This is a genomic window from Paenibacillus glucanolyticus, assembly GCF_037333485.1.
Taxonomy (GTDB): domain Bacteria; phylum Bacillota; class Bacilli; order Paenibacillales; family Paenibacillaceae; genus Paenibacillus_AQ; species Paenibacillus_AQ glucanolyticus.
This window is the reverse complement of the sequence record NZ_CP147845.1, coordinates 1996262-2014580: the sequence shown is the minus strand read 5'-3', so window position 1 is coordinate 2014580 and position 18319 is coordinate 1996262. Positions and strand designations below refer to the sequence as shown.

The following is an 18319-nucleotide window of genomic DNA, read 5'->3' as shown; positions in this document are numbered from 1 at the left end:
TAACTGTTAACGAATTAACATTATTCCACTGTTTTACCTGTTATAACTTCACCATCCGGTGCTATTTTGACACCGCCGATGGATCGCTTCTGTACCTCCTGGAGCAAAGCTTGAGCTTCTTCGCCTTCCAGCGGAATGACCTGTCCGATCTCCGTTCGGTATGGCGTCAGCTTCAGGTCACAGTCTCCTTGACGGCTGCACGAGGCTTGGAATACGGCAGTGCTCCACGTATCGGCATTCCCCGATTTGGTAAATATAAAATTGCCGGTGCTGTACGCGATCCATTTGCCTTTATATTGCTCCAAGCCCTGCAGCACATGCGGATGCCCTCCGATAATCAGATCCGCTCCACCGTCAATGAACGCACGCGACAGATTGATCTGGTATGAATTTGGCGTCTTGTGAAGCTCTTCTCCCCAATGGGCGATCACAACGACCAGATCGGCTTTGGAACGCGCGTCCTGAATCGCTTCAACCGCCTTCGGCAGAACGTGATCATAGGCCCCCGCTACGCCCGGCCTGTTCTCCAGGGCATACCAGGACGTCTCCGGGAGGACACGGCTGAATCCAAGCAGTGCAACCGTCATGCCCTGCAGCTCGAAATACTGTGCCGCAAAGGCTTCTTCTTCATTACGGCCTGCTCCAACATAGCGGATATCATGGTCCTTCAGATGTTTCAAGGTATCCAGAAGTCCTTCCTGACCTTGGTCCAGAATGTGATTGTTAGCCAGATTAACAGCTTCTATCCCTGCTTCTCGAAGGGAAGGCAAAACCTCAGGCGAGGACTTGAATACAAATTTCTTATTGGCCGCGCCAACTCCCCCGGTCGTGACCGGGGTCTCCAGATTGAGAACGGTCAAATCATCCTCCAGGAATGCGGTGCCCAAGTGCTTGTATGGATAGTCATACCCATGTCTCTTCAGCGCATCCTCCACTTTGCCAGAGAATAAGGTATCCCCGGCAAAATGCATGATCACCCGTTGGTTGTCATTGGTGCCAGCTGGTTCATCGGCTCCACTGTCTGCAGGTTCGGATGTATCGGGATCCCATTGTTCATCGGGCTCATCCGTATTCGGGTGGGCCGAATCCGTTCCCTCGCCGCCGGACTGCTGCCCGGAACCCGGCTGATCCGGATCGTTCCCTTCCACGCCAAATTCCGGCATACCAGGCAGATGTGCCGTTTGCTGAACAGGATCTTCTCTAAATTTAAAATGATAGACAAGCAAAGCAGCAATCATCAAAATCAGACATAGGTTGAGTATGATCCAAACCTGTCCGGTTCGCTGCTTACGGGCCTTCTTCTCGGCCTTGCTCTTCTCTGATCGTGACAGTTGCATAGGTCACTCCTTTATTCACTTATGAGATCGCGCAATAGCGCAATAAGTCGCTCCCCCCATTATACCAGCTTCCCGGCAAAGAATAGAACCCCCCGACACCGGGGAGTTCTATATCCATGTTTAAATTCAAATTTTGCGAATAACGGCTTTACAGTCCAATCAGCGTGATCACGGAATCACTGAGCGCTTCCATATAGAGCGGATCGCTGTTCAGCGAATCGATACGCTCAAGCCGCATATCCATTTCCTTGGCAATGCTTTTGGCTTCGATATCCAGATCATACAATACCTCAAGATGGTCTGATACGAATCCGACCGGTGCAACCAGCACATCCTCAACCTGCTCCTCTTTATTCAGAGTTTGCAGTGTGTCCAGAATATCCGGGCCAAGCCAAGGCTCGGCTGTCCGGCCCGCACTTTGCCAAGTAAACTGCCATTTCTTCACGCCAGCTCTTTCGGCTACGGCTTTAGAAGTCTCAAGCAGCTGCTCCTGATAAGGATCTCCTACGGACAAGATACGCTCAGGAAGACTGTGCGCGCTAAACAGCACTCTCACGCTGTCCCGATCAGCGCCTGCCTCTTCGAACTGATTCAGCTTGGCAGACACGCGGTCTGCAAAAGCCTCGATCAGTTTCGGGTGCATGTGATAACTCTCCACGAACGAAATCTGAAGTCCCAGCTCATCCGCTTTGGCTTGAGCACGCTTCACATAGGAACCCACACTCATCGTGGAATAATGGGGAGCAAGCACGATGCCGACAGCTTCCTTAATGCCGTCCTGCACCATTTGCTCAACACCGTCTTCAATGTACGGGGCAGCGTGCTTCAATCCCTGATAGCATACAAATTCAAGGTCGGCACTGCGCGGATCTACATTTAACGTATCCTGCAGCGTCCGAACCTGACGATCTGTGTTCTCACGGAGCGGAAACACACCTCCCACAATCGCCTCATAGCGGTCGGTCAGCTCCTTAAGCTGCTCCTCCGTCGGCTTGTTTCCGCGACGGATATGGGTATAATAACTCTCGATTCCTTCCATGTTCTCAGGTGTGCCGTAGGACATAACCAATACACCAATCTTGTTCTTCATACCATCTCACCTCTGACTAATAAAATATTCATCTTTTAAGAACGTTGTACACCTGCCTGTAGTGCCTGTGCCGAATACTCATGGATGTAGGATGTCAGCTCACGCAGCTTCTCCAGGGAAGCCTCCGGAAATAAACCGTGCCCTAGATTAAACACAAAGCCCGGCTCCTGAATCCCTTGATCGATGATCTCCTTCGCATACTGCTGAATGACCGGCATCGGTCCGGTCAGCACGGTCGGGTCCAGGTTACCCTGAACAGCATATTTATGCTCTAAACGGCGGCGTCCTTCCGCAATGGACACTCTCCAATCCAGGCCGATCACATCAACGCTGAGATCCGTTAGCGTAGGCAGCAGCTCTCCTGAGCTTACGCCAGGAAAATAAATTTTCGGAACGTGCAGATCCTGAAGTTCTGCAAAAATACGCTTGATGGTAGGAAGCACGAAGGTTTGGAAATCCTGCGGGGACAAGGCCCCCACCCAGCTGTCGAACAATTGAAACGCTTTCCCTCCGTTCGCTACGTGGGCGCGCAAATAAGCAATCACCATGTCTCCGAGTTTATCCATCAGGGAGAACCATACCTTCGGCTCGCTGTACATGAGCTCTTTCGTACGCAGATAGTTCTTGGATGGTCTTCCTTCGATCAGATAGCTGGCAATTGTAAACGGAGCACCGGCAAATGTAATCAGCGGCACTTCAAGCTCCTTGTCCAAGATGCGGATTGTTTCCAGCACATGTCCAAGATCGCCTTCCACATCAATAGGGCGAAGCTTCTCTACGTCCGCTGCAGATCGGATCGGATTGTCGATCACAGGCCCGATATTTTTCACAATATCGAAGTCTACCCCGATCGATGCAACGGGATTCATAATATCGGAATATAAAATAGCTGCGTCCACACCGAGCTTCCGTACCGGCATCAAGGTTACTTCAGCCGCCAGCTCCGGTTGACTGCATATTTCCAGAAGGGAGTACTTTTCTTTGATCTTTCGATACTCCGGGTCATAGCGTCCCGCTTGTCGCATGTACCACACAGGAACATGGCTTACTTCCTGCTTACGGCAAGCGCGGATAAATTGATCGTTATAGGTCATGATTACGGCCCCCATCAGTGTATAAAGTTTCCTATAGAACATTATGCCCTTTTTAAAAGTAAGTAACAACCGTCTTACATGGACATCCTATGAAAATCGCATGACAATCTTATGACATTGTTAGCTTTTGGCATTTTTCAAATATGTTATACTGGAAGAACGGCAATTTTAGGGTAAGACTCCATTCGTCCGGTTCATTCCGGGCTCGACAGCTTAGAAAGGAAGTGACGGGCACATTGACCAATTGGAAAATCAATCTCATTGTGCTTTGGTTCGGACAGTTTTTGGTCAACTCCGGGATGACGATGATCACCCCGTTCCTGACATTGTATTTGGCGCAGGACCTGAATGTTGTAGGGGACCGGGAAATAGGACTATGGGCAGGATTGATATTCGCAGCCAACTTCCTGACCTCATTCATTTTTCAGCCGATCTGGGGAAAAGTCGCGGACAAGTACGGTCGTAAACTGATGCTGCTGCGTTCCGGATTCGGCATGGCGCTTGTCATTGCGTGTATGGGCTTTGCCACCCATCCGTGGCATTTGCTCGTTCTCCGTCTTCTGAACGGTACCATATCGGGATTTAACCCGGCGGCTATCTCCCTCGTATCGGGGACCACGCCAAAGAACCGGATGGGATTTGCCATGGGCATCATGCAGTCCGGACAAGTTGCCGGCACGATACTCGGTCCATTAATTGGCGGACTCATGGCCAGTTGGGTCGGGTTCCGGCCAATCTTCTATATTACGGGCGGACTGATATTTGCAGCTTCGCTGCTCGCTTTGTTCCTCGTCAAAGAGAATTTCAACCGTGAGCAGGCGGCCCGGGCACCTCAGACTTCGGTTATCGCCGGACTGAAGGAGCTGAGCCACATTCCGCAGCTGCCGTCCTTGTTCGCGGTAACGTTCCTGCTTCAATTCGCCATGATCAGTCCGATGGCGCTGCTTCCGCTGTATGTTCAGAAGCTGCATGGGTCGGCGGTTGATATCGCCATATGGGCCGGGTTCGTTGTAGCGGTGACAGGGCTCTCGAACATGATCGCCTCGCCGATTCTCGGCAAGCTCAGCGACAAGGTCGGGGCACACCGGATCTTGACGTATGCCTTGATCGGAACGGGACTTACGCTGATCCCGCAGGCTTTTGTGCAGTCCGTATGGCAGCTCATCATCGTACGGTTTATGATGGGGGTCTTTATGGGCGGATTATTGCCGAGTGTCAACGCGCTGATTCGCTCCTATACCCCGGACGGCATGGAAAGCCGCTCCTTCGGCTTCAACACAAGCTCACTTGCGCTTGGCAACATGCTCGGAGCAGTGATCGGCGGGTTCTTGTCCGGATTCATCGGAATTGAGGGGCTGTTTATTACTTCAGGCTGCCTGCTGATCATCAACATGATCTGGGTGAGGCGGAAGCTGTTCTCAGACAAACCCTCGCCCAAGTACCGTTAGATATACAATTCCTGATGGCACCGCTCCAATATCGCTCCAAATTGCAAGGGGCTGTCCGTGGTCACAATCGACCCGAGGACAGCCCCTTTGTTATGAATCAGATCAGATGGCAAGCAGCAAAATGACCTGTGGAAACCTCCCTGAAATCAGGATCTGCTGTTTGCATATATCCACGGCATACGGACACATAAAGGTGTGGATACTGTTAAAGAATTCATACACTGGCCCAAATCTGACTTCCAGTCGACAGTCCAATGGCTGCACTCCTTCCCATGGTCATCTTATCGTTCAGTACACAACATCATGGTGTGTTTAATCATTTAACGCGTGCAAGGATCAACCCGTCATAGGCAGGCAGCAGCGTGCTAACCAGCCTCTCGTCGGTGGCAATGATTTCATTAAAACGGCGTACCGCCTGAACCGAAGGTCCGTTTTTCTCCGAATTCAACGTTCTTCCCCGCAAAAAGCAGTTATCCCCGGCGATCAGGGCACCCGGATTTGCAAGCTCCAACGCATATTCCAAGTATAGAGGATAATTCTCCTTATCCGCATCAATAAAGAAAAAATCAAATGTCCGCCCTTCCCGCTTCAGAGCTGCCAGGCTATCCGCAGCCGGACCGATCCGGTATTCCACCCGATCCTTGAAGCCGGCCTTCTCCAGATGAATGCCCGCAAGCGCCGCGTACTCCTCCTTCAATTCCAGTGAAGTGAGTTTACCGTCAGCAGGAAGCCCGCGGCACAGACAGATTCCGCTGTATCCGCCAAGCGCACCGATCTCAAGAATATTCCGTGCGCCGGCTGTCTGTACGAGCAGGGTCAGCAGCCGGCCGTAAGCCGGTGCCACCGAAACCTCGGGCATGCCATGTTCGCGAATGGCCTCTATCACAAGCTGAAGCTCTTCATCTTCAGGATATAATTGGTTAACATAATCATCAGGGGTCGTAAGCAATGAAGCTGCCTCCTTTTTCTTAGTAGCATACCTTATTTCCCGTTAAACCTAACGAGATCTATCATATGATAATTGTCTTAGTCAATGCAATCGCCTATACTATATAGATTGAACCGGCGGCGACTATCGCCGTACACATGTTAAATGGAGTTGACATCGTTAATGCCTCGATTACAATTGATCGCGACAGCCCCGATGGGGCTTGAAGCCGTTGTTGCCCGCGAGCTGAAAGAGCTCGGGTACACGGACATGGAAGTAGAGAATGGTAGAGTTACCTTTACGGGTGACCTGATTGATATTTGCCGCTGTAATCTGTGGCTCCGTACGTCAGATCGTATCCTCGTCAAAATGGGTGAGTTCAAGGCTTTCACCTTCGATGAGCTGTTTGAAGGAACGAAGGCCCTTCCATGGGAAGAATGGATTCCGGCGGATGGCGAGTTCCCTGTGGAAGGCCGATCCCATAAATCGCAGCTTAGCAGCGTTCCTGCTTGCCAAGGTATCGTGAAAAAAGCGATCGTGGAGAAGCTGAAGCTCTCGCATCGTACGGAATGGTTCCCCGAGGACGGTCCCCGTTATGTAGTTGAAGTGTCCTTGCTGAAGGATCGCGCCATACTGACGCTCGATACGACGGGACCTGCCCTTCATAAACGCGGTTACCGCAAGCTGGTAACGGAAGCTCCACTGAAGGAAACTATGGCTTCCGCTCTGCTGCAGCTGAGCCGCTGGGGACCGCATCGCCCGCTGTATGACCCGTGCTGCGGTTCAGGCACCATTCTGATTGAAGCCGCTATGCTGGCCTGGAACATCGCTCCCGGCATGCGCCGCTCGTTCCCGTCCGAGCATTGGGATATCATCGGGAACGACCTCTGGGAAGATGCGCGCGAGGAAGCATTTGACGCTGTGAAGGACGATATTCCGCTGCAGATTGCTGGGAGCGATATCGATCCGAAAGCCATCGAAGTCGCCAGGGCGTCTGCCAAGAGTGCCGGTCTCGCCAGAGAAATCGAGTTCAACGTTCTTCCTGCAGCCAAGGCCATTCCTGAAGGTGAATTCGGATGTATCATAACCAATCCGCCCTATGGGGAACGATTGAGCGAGAAAGAGGAGGTTGAACGTCTGATCCGCCAGCTCGGATCTGTGACGCACTCGCTTCCGACCTGGTCCTTCTTCGCACTGAGCCCGACCAAACAGTTCGAGCATTACTTCGGCCGCAAGGCAGACAAGCGCCGCAAGCTGTTCAATGGCCGGATTGAATGCCAGTACTATCAATATCTGGGTCCCCTGCCGCCGCGTAATAAACCGGCAGAATAATATAATGATCCTACTGCCATCGCCGCCCACGGGCGGCTTTTTTTGCGAGGGCTCCGTTTGAATTCATGCCGGCCCAAACTATAATCTAAAGAATAATGCTGGTGAAGGAGGATATGCCATTGCTCTCATCCCATTCATGGATTGATATCCGAAGACGGGCCTCCAAAGGGCTCCATTACCGATATACCGGATATTTATTATTCCTTGTCCTTATGATGTACAAGCTCATCCTGCTGGATCATCATCTCCATATTTCCAATATGAAGCTCGATCAAGCAGACTATATCATAGCCGTGGGCTCGCTTCTGCTGATCTCCTTCTGGACCTTTTGGCTTCCGCCAAGAGGCAGGCTTGTATCGCTAACTTTACTGAATCTGCTGTGGACAGGCATCCTGTACGCCGATTTGATCTACTACCGTTACTTCGATGATTTCATCACGGTACCGGTGCTCCTGCAGGCCGGGCAAGTCGGCTCCCTCGGAGACAGCATCCGTTCTCTTATTCACGGGTATGACCTGTTCTTTTTCCTGGATTGGCTGATCATCGTTCCGTTTACGGCAGTCATGGTATTCCGCAAACGGAGATCGATCACGAATGGTTACCTGTTCCCTGGTGAACAACGCCAGCAGCGTCACAAGCGGATCAATCGCCGTTTGGTAACAGGTACGTTCGTTCTCATCCTTGGTCTTGTCATGACTTTTGTTCCTATCAAAAGAGCTTCGGATACATGGGCGGTAGGCTTGTTTGAGGGCAATTGGTGGAATATCACGCTTTATAACGTGACAGGGCTGATCGGCTTCCACGGATATGATATTTACCGATATGGCCGGGATCACCTGATTGGCCAGCCCAAGCTGGCTGAGGAGGAGGTCAATCAGGTCAAGGCCTGGTTTGATGCCAAACGTATGAAGCCATCCGGTTCTGACGCTTGGTTTGGCAAGTATAAAAACAGTAATGTTATTACGATTCAGACGGAAGCCTTCATGAATTTTGTCGTTGGCCAGTCCATCGAGGGTCAGGAAATCACGCCGAACTTCAACCGATTGATGAAAGAGAGCATGTATTTCAGCAATTTTTATCATCAAACCGGGCAGGGAAGAACGTCCGATGCGGACTTTGTCACACACAGTTCCCTGCTGCCGCTGCCCACGGGTTCCGTGTTTACGCGGTATGCCGATCGTGAATACGATACCCTTCCGGAGATTCTGAAGGAACAGAGCTATGCCGCAAATGTTTTCCACGCCTATGACAGCAGCTTCTGGAACCGGACGACGATGTATCGGGAAATGAAGTATGATCGGTTTTACAGCAAAAAAGATTTTGATATGACCGATGTGCTGGGATGGTCACTCAGTGACAAAGCGTTTTTGGAGCAATCGCTGAATGAGATGGACAGCATCAAGCAGCCCTTCTACTCCTTCCTGATCACGTTAACGAGCCATCATCCGTATTATGTGCCGAAGGATGCCCGCAAGCTGGATACAGGTGCTTTTGAAGGCACGATGTTCGGGGATTATTTACAGTCGATCCATTATGTTGACGAAGCTTTCGGCCAGTTCGTGGACCAGATGAAAGAGCAAGGATTATGGGATAACACCATGCTGATCATCTACGGCGACCACGACAATTCGATCAAGGACAAAGCGGACTACGAGAAGTTCCTCGGACGGGAGCTGAACGCTCTCGACATGGAACAAATCATGAACCAGGTTCCCCTGCTGATCCGCTTGCCGGACGGCGAAAATGCGGGAGTATATTCAGATGCCGCCGGCATGATGAACGTGACGCCGAGCATCCTGCATCTGCTGGGTGTGTCTAGCGAGCCGTATTACTGGATCGGAAGTCATTTGTTTGATGAGGAGCCGCGTCTGATTCCGCTTCGCAGCGGCGCTTTTTCCGATGAAAAGGTGTTCTACCTGCCTTCCGAAACGGCCGGGCTTGAAGGTGGAACCTGTTATGATCTGGTGACGCGTCAGCCAACCGACATCCAGGCATGTCGTGATGGATATGATGAGACGCAAAAGCAGCTTAAGATATCGGATCAAGTCATAACGTATGATTTGCTGAAGCAATTCAAAACACAGGGCGGAGCAGAAACGAAGTAACAAGGCAGCCAGACCAGGCATCCTTACCTTTGTTCTCTTTGCAAAAACGAGGGTTTCTCAAAAGATCTTAGATCTTGCGGGAAGCCCTTTTTGCGTTTGAAGCCGCTCCATGTACGAATCGTTCCTGCTGGTTGATCGCAAGAAAGCCCGGAAGCCAGAACGATTTCGCTCGCCCATATCTTTTATCAAGCGTCCACAATAAAAAATAAACCATAACGGCGTGAGTAACATCCTGAGCACCGCTATGGTTTATTTGAATTGTATTACTTTTGCCGGTATTTTTATTATGCTGCAGCAACTGATCACGCGCATAAAGTCATTTATTCTAGCTGCTCCATACAGCTCACAATTCAAGCCCGATGGGATATTGACTTCTGACGTCTTCTCCAGCTGACAAGCGCTCCGTACAAGAGCAAGAGTCCCATGATTGCAACGCAGGCAACGATCCCCAGCGTCAAGTAGGCAATGTCGGGTGCAAAAAGACGGATGGAGTTCCACGGCGAACTTGACAAACTCGTAAACAGTGGAATGATACCACCTGAAATAACAAAGAGAATCAAGCTAAACGGAAGAGCAAGGTGTAGCTTAAAGCTACGTTTATTCGTTATGATAAGCATCCATACAACGATGATCATCAAGATGATCCATATTCCTGCTAACAGCCAAATCAATGGATGGGTCCCCACGGAAAGCGGCTTCGGGTCTTGCCCATCAATTATGCTCCTCAGATCTTTTGATACCTGTATTAGTCTGGCTTCCTCAAGAATATGGTCCTTGTTGCTCAGAATGACGGCACCCATACCCCGATCCGGGATAAAAAAGATCTCCGCGCGAGCCTCAGGTGTTGATCCTGAATGCCATAACATGGCCTCCCCTTGGTCTGTCTCACTTATTCTCCAGCCTAATCCATAGGCACGATCAGTCCTATACTGGACCAGTGGTGACAGGAACAGCTCCTTGTATTCACGGCGGATCAAGCCTTCGTTCTCCTGAAGCAGAAACTGGAGATAACGCGCCATATCGTCAATGCTGGCTGTGATGTAACCATATGAAGCACCGCTGTTATCATACGGTATACTGCTTACTCTAGGATAACCAAACCAGGATTGAAACCCCTTCTCAAATCCGGTCTGGGCAGCCCGCTTCTCATCCGCCGCAGCCATGCTCATACCCAGCGGTCCAAACACATGCTTCTCCATGTAATCAGCATAGGATTGCCCGGACACTTCCTCCAGAATAGCACCCAGAATCATATAATTGGCATTACTGTATTGATGCTCTTCCCCAGGCGCCTTGCTAAGCTTCTCCCTGGAGAGATTACGAACATTCTCTTTCAAGGTAGAAGCCTCCTTGGCAGCCACATCGGAATACTCCAAGCCCGTAAATGTACTGTAGCCGCTCGTTTGTGCCAGCAATTGTCTTATCGTTATCGATGATACCTCGGGAGAAGTTTCCTCCGTAAACCACGGAAGATAATCTCCAACAGACCCATCCAGATCCACCTGACCGGACTCCAAAAGTTGAACAATCCCCAAAGCCGTCATGGATTTAGAAATTGATCCGAGTAAGAACGGGGTCTTGGAACTGACAGCGTTGCCCTCCCCAGTTACACCATAGCTGTTCGTAAACACAATATCCTCATCCTGCACGACTGCAACAGAAAGACCAGGAATCTTGTATTCCTCCATCATCTCTTTCATATACAGATCAATCTTTCCAAATCGTGCATCTTCCGCTTCAACTGCATGATCGAATGTTGGAAACAGGAATACCAGTACGGACAAGATCGTAAACATCCACTTCTTTCTCATGTTACGCTCCCAGCTTCCGTTTCCGGGAAAGGACGTCGATGTTTTCTTTTGTCATAAACATAGGCCACCAGCGTAATAACAGAAGATATCAAAAGGCTGAATAATATCAGAAGCATATTCCACCACGTCTGATCAGATATCCGATATAGTAAATGGAAGCCCGTAATCTCATACCCATTTACCCATGCCGTTGTTAATGAGAAGGAAAATGCCAACTGGCAAATGACGTATACCGCAGCAAAAATAAGCGGATACTTCAGAAATCCCCACAACCTTCCTGTGCTGGTTCGCTCTCCGGAGTCTTTCGGAGCAGGGGTGGATTGACTGGGGTCACTTACTCTTGAAAAGCCTTGTACCTCTGCATAGTCTCTGACATAAATAATGGGAGAGTCCAAATCTTGAAGTCCCATCTCTCCGTGCTCCCTGCATGCCTCCAAGTGTTCCTGAATTTGGGCTACCATTTCTTCCATCTGATGAGGCGTAATATCGTAGTTTTTCAATTCTTGACGGACTATGGTTATAAATTGTTCTTCTTCATAGGATAGTGTCATGATCTCCCGCTCTCCCGTTCCTCGCCGTTTGCATATAGCTGCACATTCGCTGATAACAGTGACCGAATATCCTGTTGCAGCTCCTGCCATTCCTGAATCTTGTTGTCCAGAAATACCCTTCCATTTGGCGTTATTTCATAATACACTCTGGCCTTACCACTATCACTAAATTCTCTTGTATCCGTGACCCACCTCTGGTCTTTCAGCTTCGACAAGATCGGATAAATGCTGCCTACTCCCTTCAATTTCAGTTGATGTTTCTCAAGCTCCTTCATAATCTCGTAACCGTAACTCTTGCCATTGCTCAGAATGGCCAACACACACATCTCCAAATGTCCTTTAATTAGACTTGTTCTATCCATGACATGAATTTAACAGAAATATATATCGGAATCAAGTATATATTTCTAAGATATATATTTGATTCATAAAAATTTAAAAAACCCGTTCAAGAGCTTACAGGCTCTTAAACGGGCTGCACAGGATTTATAACTACTTTTTAGCTGAACGAAGCTTGGACAGACGCTCCTGCTCCTCACCTAACAACTCTTCCGCCAATTCAACGGCGTTCGGATTCCCTTGTTCGATCACCTGATCGACCGCGCGTTCTGTGTGGGACAACGAATTCTCCGCTTGCTGAATTAACTGGTCCGTCGGATGCGACAATGCCGAAGATACGGCACGGTGCAGCTTCTCCACGGAATCAAGCGCACTGTTGCTGGGACTGTTGGAATGAAGACTGGAATCGTGACTGTTCATGACGGAAACTCCCTTCAATAGTTGTTGGTTCCTGTTGCCCTCTTAGCATGGATGGCTGAGTCAGGAACTATACCCGCAGGATGGGAATTTCCGTGAATACTTCAACTTGAATGCATATGGATCATTATTTGACAAACGCTAACGCCTTCGCCAGCACCTCATCCTCTGTTGGTGCGCTGACATAGCGGCCGTTAATATAAATAAACGCGCGTTTGCCGCATGGACCGCAATAGGATTTACAGCCGATCTTAATATCGGCATCCGGGACCAATTTCTGAATCTTCGGGATCATTGTTTTCAACCTTGTGTGTCTGCATTTCTCGCAAACGCGGATATCGTTAGCCATGGAATATTACCTTCTTCATTCTGAAGTGACCTAGTGGTCGCCGTGATTGCCTTGGGTCGGATTTGTAATCACAAAACCTTCCTCAGGGAAATAAAGATAGTCGATTTTGACACCGTCCAGGAAGGGTTGTCCAGCCTCCAAGATGACGTCGATCTCTTTATCTGTGGAGACAACGACATCCGTTTCCTTAGGTGTATCCATGTCGAGCCCGTAATGGGCATGATCTCCATGCGCGTGGGTAACCACGACGCGAAGTTTCTTGCCCGTGTTCTCTTCCTTGTCCAGCTCTCGCTTTATAACCTTGGCCGCATTGCGGGTAATTTTACATTTCACGTATATTCATCTCCTCACGGATGGTTCATTCAATATGTTATTGTAGACCCCAGCCGACTTTTTCGCAAGGGCCCTGTCTATTCCGGAGCCTGAATTCCGCCTATCGGGCACGCTTGCAGGTACCTTGTTATCTAGCTGGGCAGACTCGGGTATTTGCGCTCGACACGGGATACAAACCAGTTCATCAGCAGCATCGTAAATCCGATATCATCAATCGGCAGCAGAGGCATCAAGTCCGGCAGCACCCAGTACAGCGCAACCGGAATCAGGAATAACAGCTTGTCCCCTAGCGCAACCTGGGAAGAGGTCAAGTAACCGAATATCCGCTGGAATACGTGCGACCAGCGCCGAAGCGACCATAATCTTCTCCACTTCATGGTGTTTCCCTCCATTTCAACTGCATGTCTATATATCATTACCCAATTCACGAATCTCTAAGAAAACCTTAGCATCACGGTATTCGAGACCCTTACATTCGGTATAGGCGAAAAGAGACCACTGCCATGATCCATTATAGCAGCGGCCGTCTTTCTCTGTATATGCTATACGTTGCAGTGCCTTTTTCGTTTCAAAACAGCCTATCTCAAAGACATGAACGCAGCCAGGACGGATCCCACCTCTACACACAGATCTTCGAAATCTTCGAGCGGCAGCGGATTAATGCCATAACCAATCTCCACGGTGAAACCCGGCTTCCGAAAATGCTGAATAAACCAATCTTTGTAACCCGCATCACTGCCCTGCAGCTTAACCGAACGATAACCGCTTGCCTGACCCAATGTTCTGGCCATACCCTCGCTTTCCGGCGGCTCGTAATCCCGATAATTCCAATAGATCTCTTTCCCCTGACTATGAAGCGAGATCGCACGATCCGGTGAGATGTCCAGGGTATGCTGATACAACACGATGGCTTCCGCCTCGCATAACGGTGCGCTTCCCGCATAATCCTGCGGCGAAGGCCTGACCTTCCCCCTACGCGCCACTTCCTCATCCCAGTGGGCAGGGAATTGGTCTCCCAGATCTACACCGTTAATATTGGCTTTCCAGCGGCGAAAATCCTCACGCCCGCTATTCCATTCAATAAGACGCTCGTAATATGGATGAGAAGGCGTAACCCCTTCTTGTACAAGCTCTACGCCGTCCGGATTCGCCATCGGCACAATCCATAATGTATAGTTTCGGTACCACTCATCCGGCTCATAAGAATAGACCGATGAACCTTCCGTCAAGGCTTGGGCGTATTCCTCCAGAAACCGCATCAGGCAGGGGCTCGTCATCCATTCATTGGCATGCAAAGCGGCATTGATGTGAAGGTTTTTAGGGCCCCTACCGATTTTAGCTGCATAAATCGGTTTGCCCATAACACTCCTGCCGATGATACTCCACTCGATTGCAGGATAATGCAGCTGCATCACTTGTATATCCCGCTCCAAATCCCGCGGTCCATATTCGCCGGATAATCGTATCCAATGTTTATGCGTTGTTGCCGGAAGGACAATCGTTTTTCCCTGTGGCAGATGGTTCGCCGATAACCCGGGGTTCAGTTCTTCCAGAGCTTCCTTCCGAAAACGAAAGGTCCCGGCAATACTATCAAAGGTATCATGTTCCTGAATAACATACCGTCGCCGCAATGAAGTAGGAAGATATAACATTTGTCCCTGCTGGAGGTACGGCTGCTGCGCCGCCCATGGATTCGCCGTAATCAGCTGTTCAAACGCCAGACTGTATCTGGCCGCCACGCGTCTAAGCGTATCGCCTTTCTGTACGACATATTGCTGCATAATGGATTCCTTTCCGCGGCAAGGCCGCTTCGATTAGCGTCCATTCCATGTATATGAGCAGCTGGTTGTCCAACATGTATGCTGTGAAATTGAATAAGCAGACCGCTAAGGTGATATCCCTTGTCCGGCCTGCTTATGTTGATGACCTTCATCGTTCCTGATAAGCCCAAGGAAATGAACCATAGATTATAGCTTCGTAATTTGCCAAACAACCGGCGTCCGCTTGATATGATCCCCGAGCCATTCCGTAGCGATGCTCTGGAAAATCACCGGATCTCCTGTACAGAAGAATTGATGCACCGGGCTTTCCTCACTGCTTGCGAGTTGGCCTTTATCGTACAGAATGGTACTGACTTCACGTGCTGTCTCATCGGCGGAGCTGATCAGCTTGACAGCCGGACCCATGACGGTCTGAATGGTATTCCTGAGAAACGGATAATGTGTGCAGCCCAGGATAAGGCAATCTATGGACGTGTCCTTGATGCCTCTCAGGGATTCTTGCACAACCTGCAAGGATTCCTTAGAGCGAAATAATCCATGTTCGACGAGCGGCACCAGCTTAGGGCAGGCTTGGCTCTGCACCTCGACATAAGGTGACAGCTGTTTCAGAGCCGCTGTATACGCTCCACTGCCAATGGTACCCGTTGTGCCGATCACGCCGACATTACCGGTCTTGGTTGCACTGATTGCGGCTCTGGCACCGGGGTGAATAACACCGATTACCGGAACAGACACTTTAGACGAAATATAATCGAGCGCCGCCGCCGTTGCTGTATTACAGGCGATAACAATCATTTTGGGATCATATTGAATTAAATAATCTACAATTTGCTCCGTAAATAATCGGACTTCTTCCGGCGTACGGGGTCCGTAGGGTGCGCGGGCTGTATCTCCGAAATAAATAATCTTCTCTCTCGGGAGCTGTCTCATCACTTCTTTAGCGACAGTCAGCCCGCCCACACCCGAGTCTAGTATTGCGATTGCTTGCTGCACGAACCCACCGCTTCCTTCTTATCAAATTCATGGTTTACAGTGATACCATATGTCATTTCGGATCGAAATGTACCTTAAATCTTACCCCAATTTACCTTTGTCTTCAATGAGGACGCCGCTGTAGAGCCCTCCTCTTACTTTGTTCATGCAATTGTAGGACTCTTGTGCTATTCGTCAAACGTGGGTAGTTTATACTATAATGAGTGCGCATAGTAAAGGAGAATATCACGTGAATGACAACATACATCCATCCGAACTTATGAAGTCGGCGGAACAATTTATCGGGCTCTGTTATGCAGAACTAAACCGGACTCAGGAAGAAGCGGAATCCCGGCTCATGGACATCCGCTCACAGATCGAGCTCACAGGTACATATGAGCATACGTCAGAGGAGCTGACGCACGGAGCCAAAATGGCCTGGCGAAACAGCAACCGCTGCATCGGCAGATTATTCTGGGATCGGCTCAAAGTAACCGATGCCAGACACTTGAGCAAGACTTCTGACATCTTTTCGGAGCTTATCCGGCATATCGAGAATGCCACCAATGGCGGAAAGATCGTACCGACCATTACGATTTTCCGACCATCCCGTCCAGGTGAACCCCCGCTCACGATCAAAAACCATCAATTAATACGATATGCGGGCTACGAAACGCCTGACGGTACAGTAGGTGACCCGGCTTCCATATCCTTCACGAAGGAATGCATGGAGCTTGGGTGGCAAGGTGATTTGACCCATCATGATGTCCTGCCGCTCGTTGTTCAGCAAGGCAACGAACCGCCGGAATGGCTGTCGATTCCACACTCCTCTGTACTGGAGGTTTCCTTGGAGCATCCGGAACTGCCGGACCTTATCGACCAGGGGTTAAAATGGTACGGGGTGCCCATCATATCGGATATGCTGCTGGAGATCGGCGGAATTATGTATACGGCCGCCCCGTTTAATGGCTGGTATATGGGAACCGAGATTGGAGCCCGCAACTTGGCAGATAAGGAACGTTACAACAAACTTCCGCTTATTGCCGAGCTTATGGGGCAGGATACGTCCAGCGAATCCACCTTGTGGCGGGATCGCGCACTGGTTGAACTGAATTATGCCGTGCTCTATTCCTTCAAAAAAGCAGGCGTCAGCATCGTAGATCACCATACGGCGGCAACCCAGTTCGGCTTGTTTGAACGACGGGAAGAGCAGGCGAAGCGTGAGCTTACCGGGGATTGGAGCTGGTTGATCCCTCCAGTCTCACCAGCGACAACGCATATTTTTCATAAATCCTATAATAACGAAATCCGTTCGCCGTATTTTCATTACAGGAACAAGGGGCATTAATATCATCTCTCATCTCCAATTCACAGCAAAGCCGGGGTCTCAAATGAGACACCGGCTTTCATGTATTTTGGCATATTGCTTATCCTCATGAATGATGGCTAGATACCGAATGCTAAACTCTTGTTAATCGTTGACCTTCACATCCGAAGTATAGGACGCAAACGGCTCTTCTTCAAAATCCTCGTCATCAAATGAAGAGACCTGCGCAACTTCTTCTTCAGCCAGCCAGCTCTCTTGCCGGTTACGCCATGACTGAATGTCGGAGATTACGTTCTCTGCCCGATCGGTCATGATCCCAATCAGATTAACGCCTTGCTCTCCTACTTTCTCCGCTACCTCCTGAACCTTGCTGCCGATACCCCGGGCGCCGTCAGCAATATCCCCTCGAAGCTCTTTGCCGGATTTCGGAGCCAGAAGAAGCGCTGTAACGGAACCTGCAACACTGCCGATTAATACTCCCCAGAGGAGTCCTTTGCCCTTCTCTTTCATATCCCATCTCTCCTTCTATTTGGCCTGCCCTTCGCCGGACTTGGAGGTGTACCTGCTCCATGAATGCCAGAGTGTCATCCCGGCATCCACCCATCGGAACATCTCCCCGATTTGACGTTCATTATCGAGGCGTGCACGTTCCAAATGCTCGATGGCGGTGATAGAGGCTTTTTTCCCTACGGCGTGAACGGCATCTGCCGTCTTGGCTACCGCCGATGCAGCATCAGTCATGGAAGCGGCAAAAGCCTCGCCAGCTGCCAGCTGACGCTGAATCATCTCTAAAGAGACAGACGTTTGCCGGAGCACCTGCGAGGCCTCCTTTGCTAATTGAGTACTGTCTTCCTCAAGCTTGCTCAGCATGGCCTCGGTCCGGTTCAGCAGTTTCTTCATCGACAGCATCACGATGATCGCTGCTACCGCAATCAGAACGATGCCGACGCCAGCCACCAGCGCACTCCACTCTGTCATAGGGAACTCCTCCTTTCGTCCGACCGGGCGAATGCCTAGTCGCTTGATGCATTATAAGCAGGATGGGCTTGTATTGACACAACATCACAAGTTTTTTTATTTCCGGCAAGGAACAAAACCGGAATCG

Annotated in this window: 19 protein-coding genes; 4 read left to right on the top strand and 15 right to left on the bottom strand. The window is 50.0% G+C overall.

Going from position 1 to position 18319, the window contains the following annotated elements; translation table 11 throughout:
* Nucleotides 1-20 precede the first annotated feature (20 nt).
* From WDY75_RS09715 to hemE, 3 genes are all read right to left on the bottom strand, one after another.
* Nucleotides 21-1337: a CapA family protein gene (locus tag WDY75_RS09715; protein ID WP_006211722.1), complete on the bottom strand. Its 1317-nt coding sequence runs from the start codon at nucleotides 1335-1337 to the stop codon at nucleotides 21-23.
* Between the two features lie 148 nt (nucleotides 1338-1485).
* Nucleotides 1486-2427 (bottom strand): ferrochelatase, encoded by a 942-nt coding sequence (hemH, locus tag WDY75_RS09710; RefSeq protein WP_063480229.1) that lies wholly within the window; start codon nucleotides 2425-2427, stop codon nucleotides 1486-1488.
* 35 nt (nucleotides 2428-2462) lie between these two features.
* Nucleotides 2463-3521, bottom strand: coding sequence for a uroporphyrinogen decarboxylase (gene hemE / locus WDY75_RS09705; RefSeq protein ID WP_063480230.1), 1059 nt, complete (start codon nucleotides 3519-3521; stop codon nucleotides 2463-2465).
* 236 nt (nucleotides 3522-3757) lie between these two features.
* Between hemE and WDY75_RS09700 the strand changes: the two genes are divergently transcribed.
* Nucleotides 3758-4969, top strand: coding sequence for an MFS transporter (locus WDY75_RS09700; RefSeq protein ID WP_006211725.1), 1212 nt, complete (start codon nucleotides 3758-3760; stop codon nucleotides 4967-4969).
* Between the two features lie 316 nt (nucleotides 4970-5285).
* Here the strand turns inward: WDY75_RS09700 and WDY75_RS09695 are convergent, their stop codons facing one another.
* A complete protein-coding gene (locus WDY75_RS09695) occupies nucleotides 5286-5918 on the bottom strand; it encodes an O-methyltransferase (protein ID WP_063480231.1) in 633 nt (210 codons plus the stop codon).
* A 162-nt stretch (nucleotides 5919-6080) separates the two neighbouring features.
* Between WDY75_RS09695 and WDY75_RS09690 the strand changes: the two genes are divergently transcribed.
* The gene (locus WDY75_RS09690) at nucleotides 6081-7229 is read left to right on the top strand and encodes a class I SAM-dependent RNA methyltransferase (protein WP_063480232.1); all 1149 of its coding nucleotides are present in this window, start codon (nucleotides 6081-6083) and stop codon (nucleotides 7227-7229) included.
* Nucleotides 7230-7348: 119 nt separating this feature from the next.
* Nucleotides 7349-9334 (top strand): LTA synthase family protein, encoded by a 1986-nt coding sequence (locus WDY75_RS09685; RefSeq protein WP_063480233.1) that lies wholly within the window; start codon nucleotides 7349-7351, stop codon nucleotides 9332-9334.
* 350 nt (nucleotides 9335-9684) lie between these two features.
* Here WDY75_RS09685 and WDY75_RS09680 read toward each other — a convergent pair whose 3' ends face one another.
* The 9 genes from WDY75_RS09680 to racE all read right to left on the bottom strand — a co-directional run bounded on the left by WDY75_RS09680 (nucleotide 9685) and on the right by racE (nucleotide 15908).
* Complete coding sequence (locus WDY75_RS09680; protein WP_051449254.1) at nucleotides 9685-11145, bottom strand: serine hydrolase; 1461 nt, start codon at nucleotides 11143-11145, stop codon at nucleotides 9685-9687.
* Nucleotides 11142-11696 (bottom strand): hypothetical protein, encoded by a 555-nt coding sequence (locus tag WDY75_RS09675; RefSeq protein ID WP_006211731.1) that lies wholly within the window; start codon nucleotides 11694-11696, stop codon nucleotides 11142-11144. The genes WDY75_RS09680 and WDY75_RS09675 overlap by 4 nt, the downstream gene beginning before the upstream one ends.
* Entirely contained in the window at nucleotides 11693-12058 is a 366-nt protein-coding gene (locus WDY75_RS09670) for a PadR family transcriptional regulator (protein ID WP_051449253.1), read from the bottom strand. The genes WDY75_RS09675 and WDY75_RS09670 overlap by 4 nt, the downstream gene beginning before the upstream one ends.
* Nucleotides 12059-12188: 130 nt before the next feature.
* On the bottom strand, nucleotides 12189-12455 hold the full coding sequence (locus WDY75_RS09665; RefSeq protein WP_006211733.1) for a hypothetical protein: 267 nt from the start codon (nucleotides 12453-12455) through the stop codon (nucleotides 12189-12191).
* Nucleotides 12456-12579: 124 nt separating this feature from the next.
* Complete coding sequence (locus WDY75_RS09660) at nucleotides 12580-12801, bottom strand: DUF1450 domain-containing protein (RefSeq protein ID WP_006211734.1); 222 nt, start codon at nucleotides 12799-12801, stop codon at nucleotides 12580-12582.
* Nucleotides 12802-12831: 30 nt separating this feature from the next.
* Entirely contained in the window at nucleotides 12832-13134 is a 303-nt protein-coding gene (locus tag WDY75_RS09655; RefSeq protein WP_006211735.1) for a hypothetical protein, read from the bottom strand.
* A 131-nt stretch (nucleotides 13135-13265) separates the two neighbouring features.
* Complete coding sequence (locus WDY75_RS09650; protein ID WP_006211736.1) at nucleotides 13266-13511, bottom strand: hypothetical protein; 246 nt, start codon at nucleotides 13509-13511, stop codon at nucleotides 13266-13268.
* A gap of 201 nt (nucleotides 13512-13712) precedes the next feature.
* Nucleotides 13713-14915, bottom strand: coding sequence for a M14 family metallopeptidase (locus WDY75_RS09645; protein WP_006211737.1), 1203 nt, complete (start codon nucleotides 14913-14915; stop codon nucleotides 13713-13715).
* A gap of 186 nt (nucleotides 14916-15101) precedes the next feature.
* Nucleotides 15102-15908, bottom strand: coding sequence for a glutamate racemase (racE, locus tag WDY75_RS09640; RefSeq protein WP_006211738.1), 807 nt, complete (start codon nucleotides 15906-15908; stop codon nucleotides 15102-15104).
* Between the two features lie 199 nt (nucleotides 15909-16107).
* Between racE and WDY75_RS09635 the strand changes: the two genes are divergently transcribed.
* The gene (locus WDY75_RS09635; protein ID WP_051449252.1) at nucleotides 16108-17235 is read left to right on the top strand and encodes a nitric oxide synthase oxygenase; all 1128 of its coding nucleotides are present in this window, start codon (nucleotides 16108-16110) and stop codon (nucleotides 17233-17235) included.
* A gap of 123 nt (nucleotides 17236-17358) precedes the next feature.
* Here WDY75_RS09635 and WDY75_RS09630 read toward each other — a convergent pair whose 3' ends face one another.
* Complete coding sequence (locus WDY75_RS09630) at nucleotides 17359-17724, bottom strand: YtxH domain-containing protein (protein ID WP_006211740.1); 366 nt, start codon at nucleotides 17722-17724, stop codon at nucleotides 17359-17361.
* Between the two features lie 15 nt (nucleotides 17725-17739).
* The gene (locus WDY75_RS09625) at nucleotides 17740-18192 is read right to left on the bottom strand and encodes a DUF948 domain-containing protein (RefSeq protein WP_006211741.1); all 453 of its coding nucleotides are present in this window, start codon (nucleotides 18190-18192) and stop codon (nucleotides 17740-17742) included.
* Nucleotides 18193-18319 lie beyond the last annotated feature (127 nt).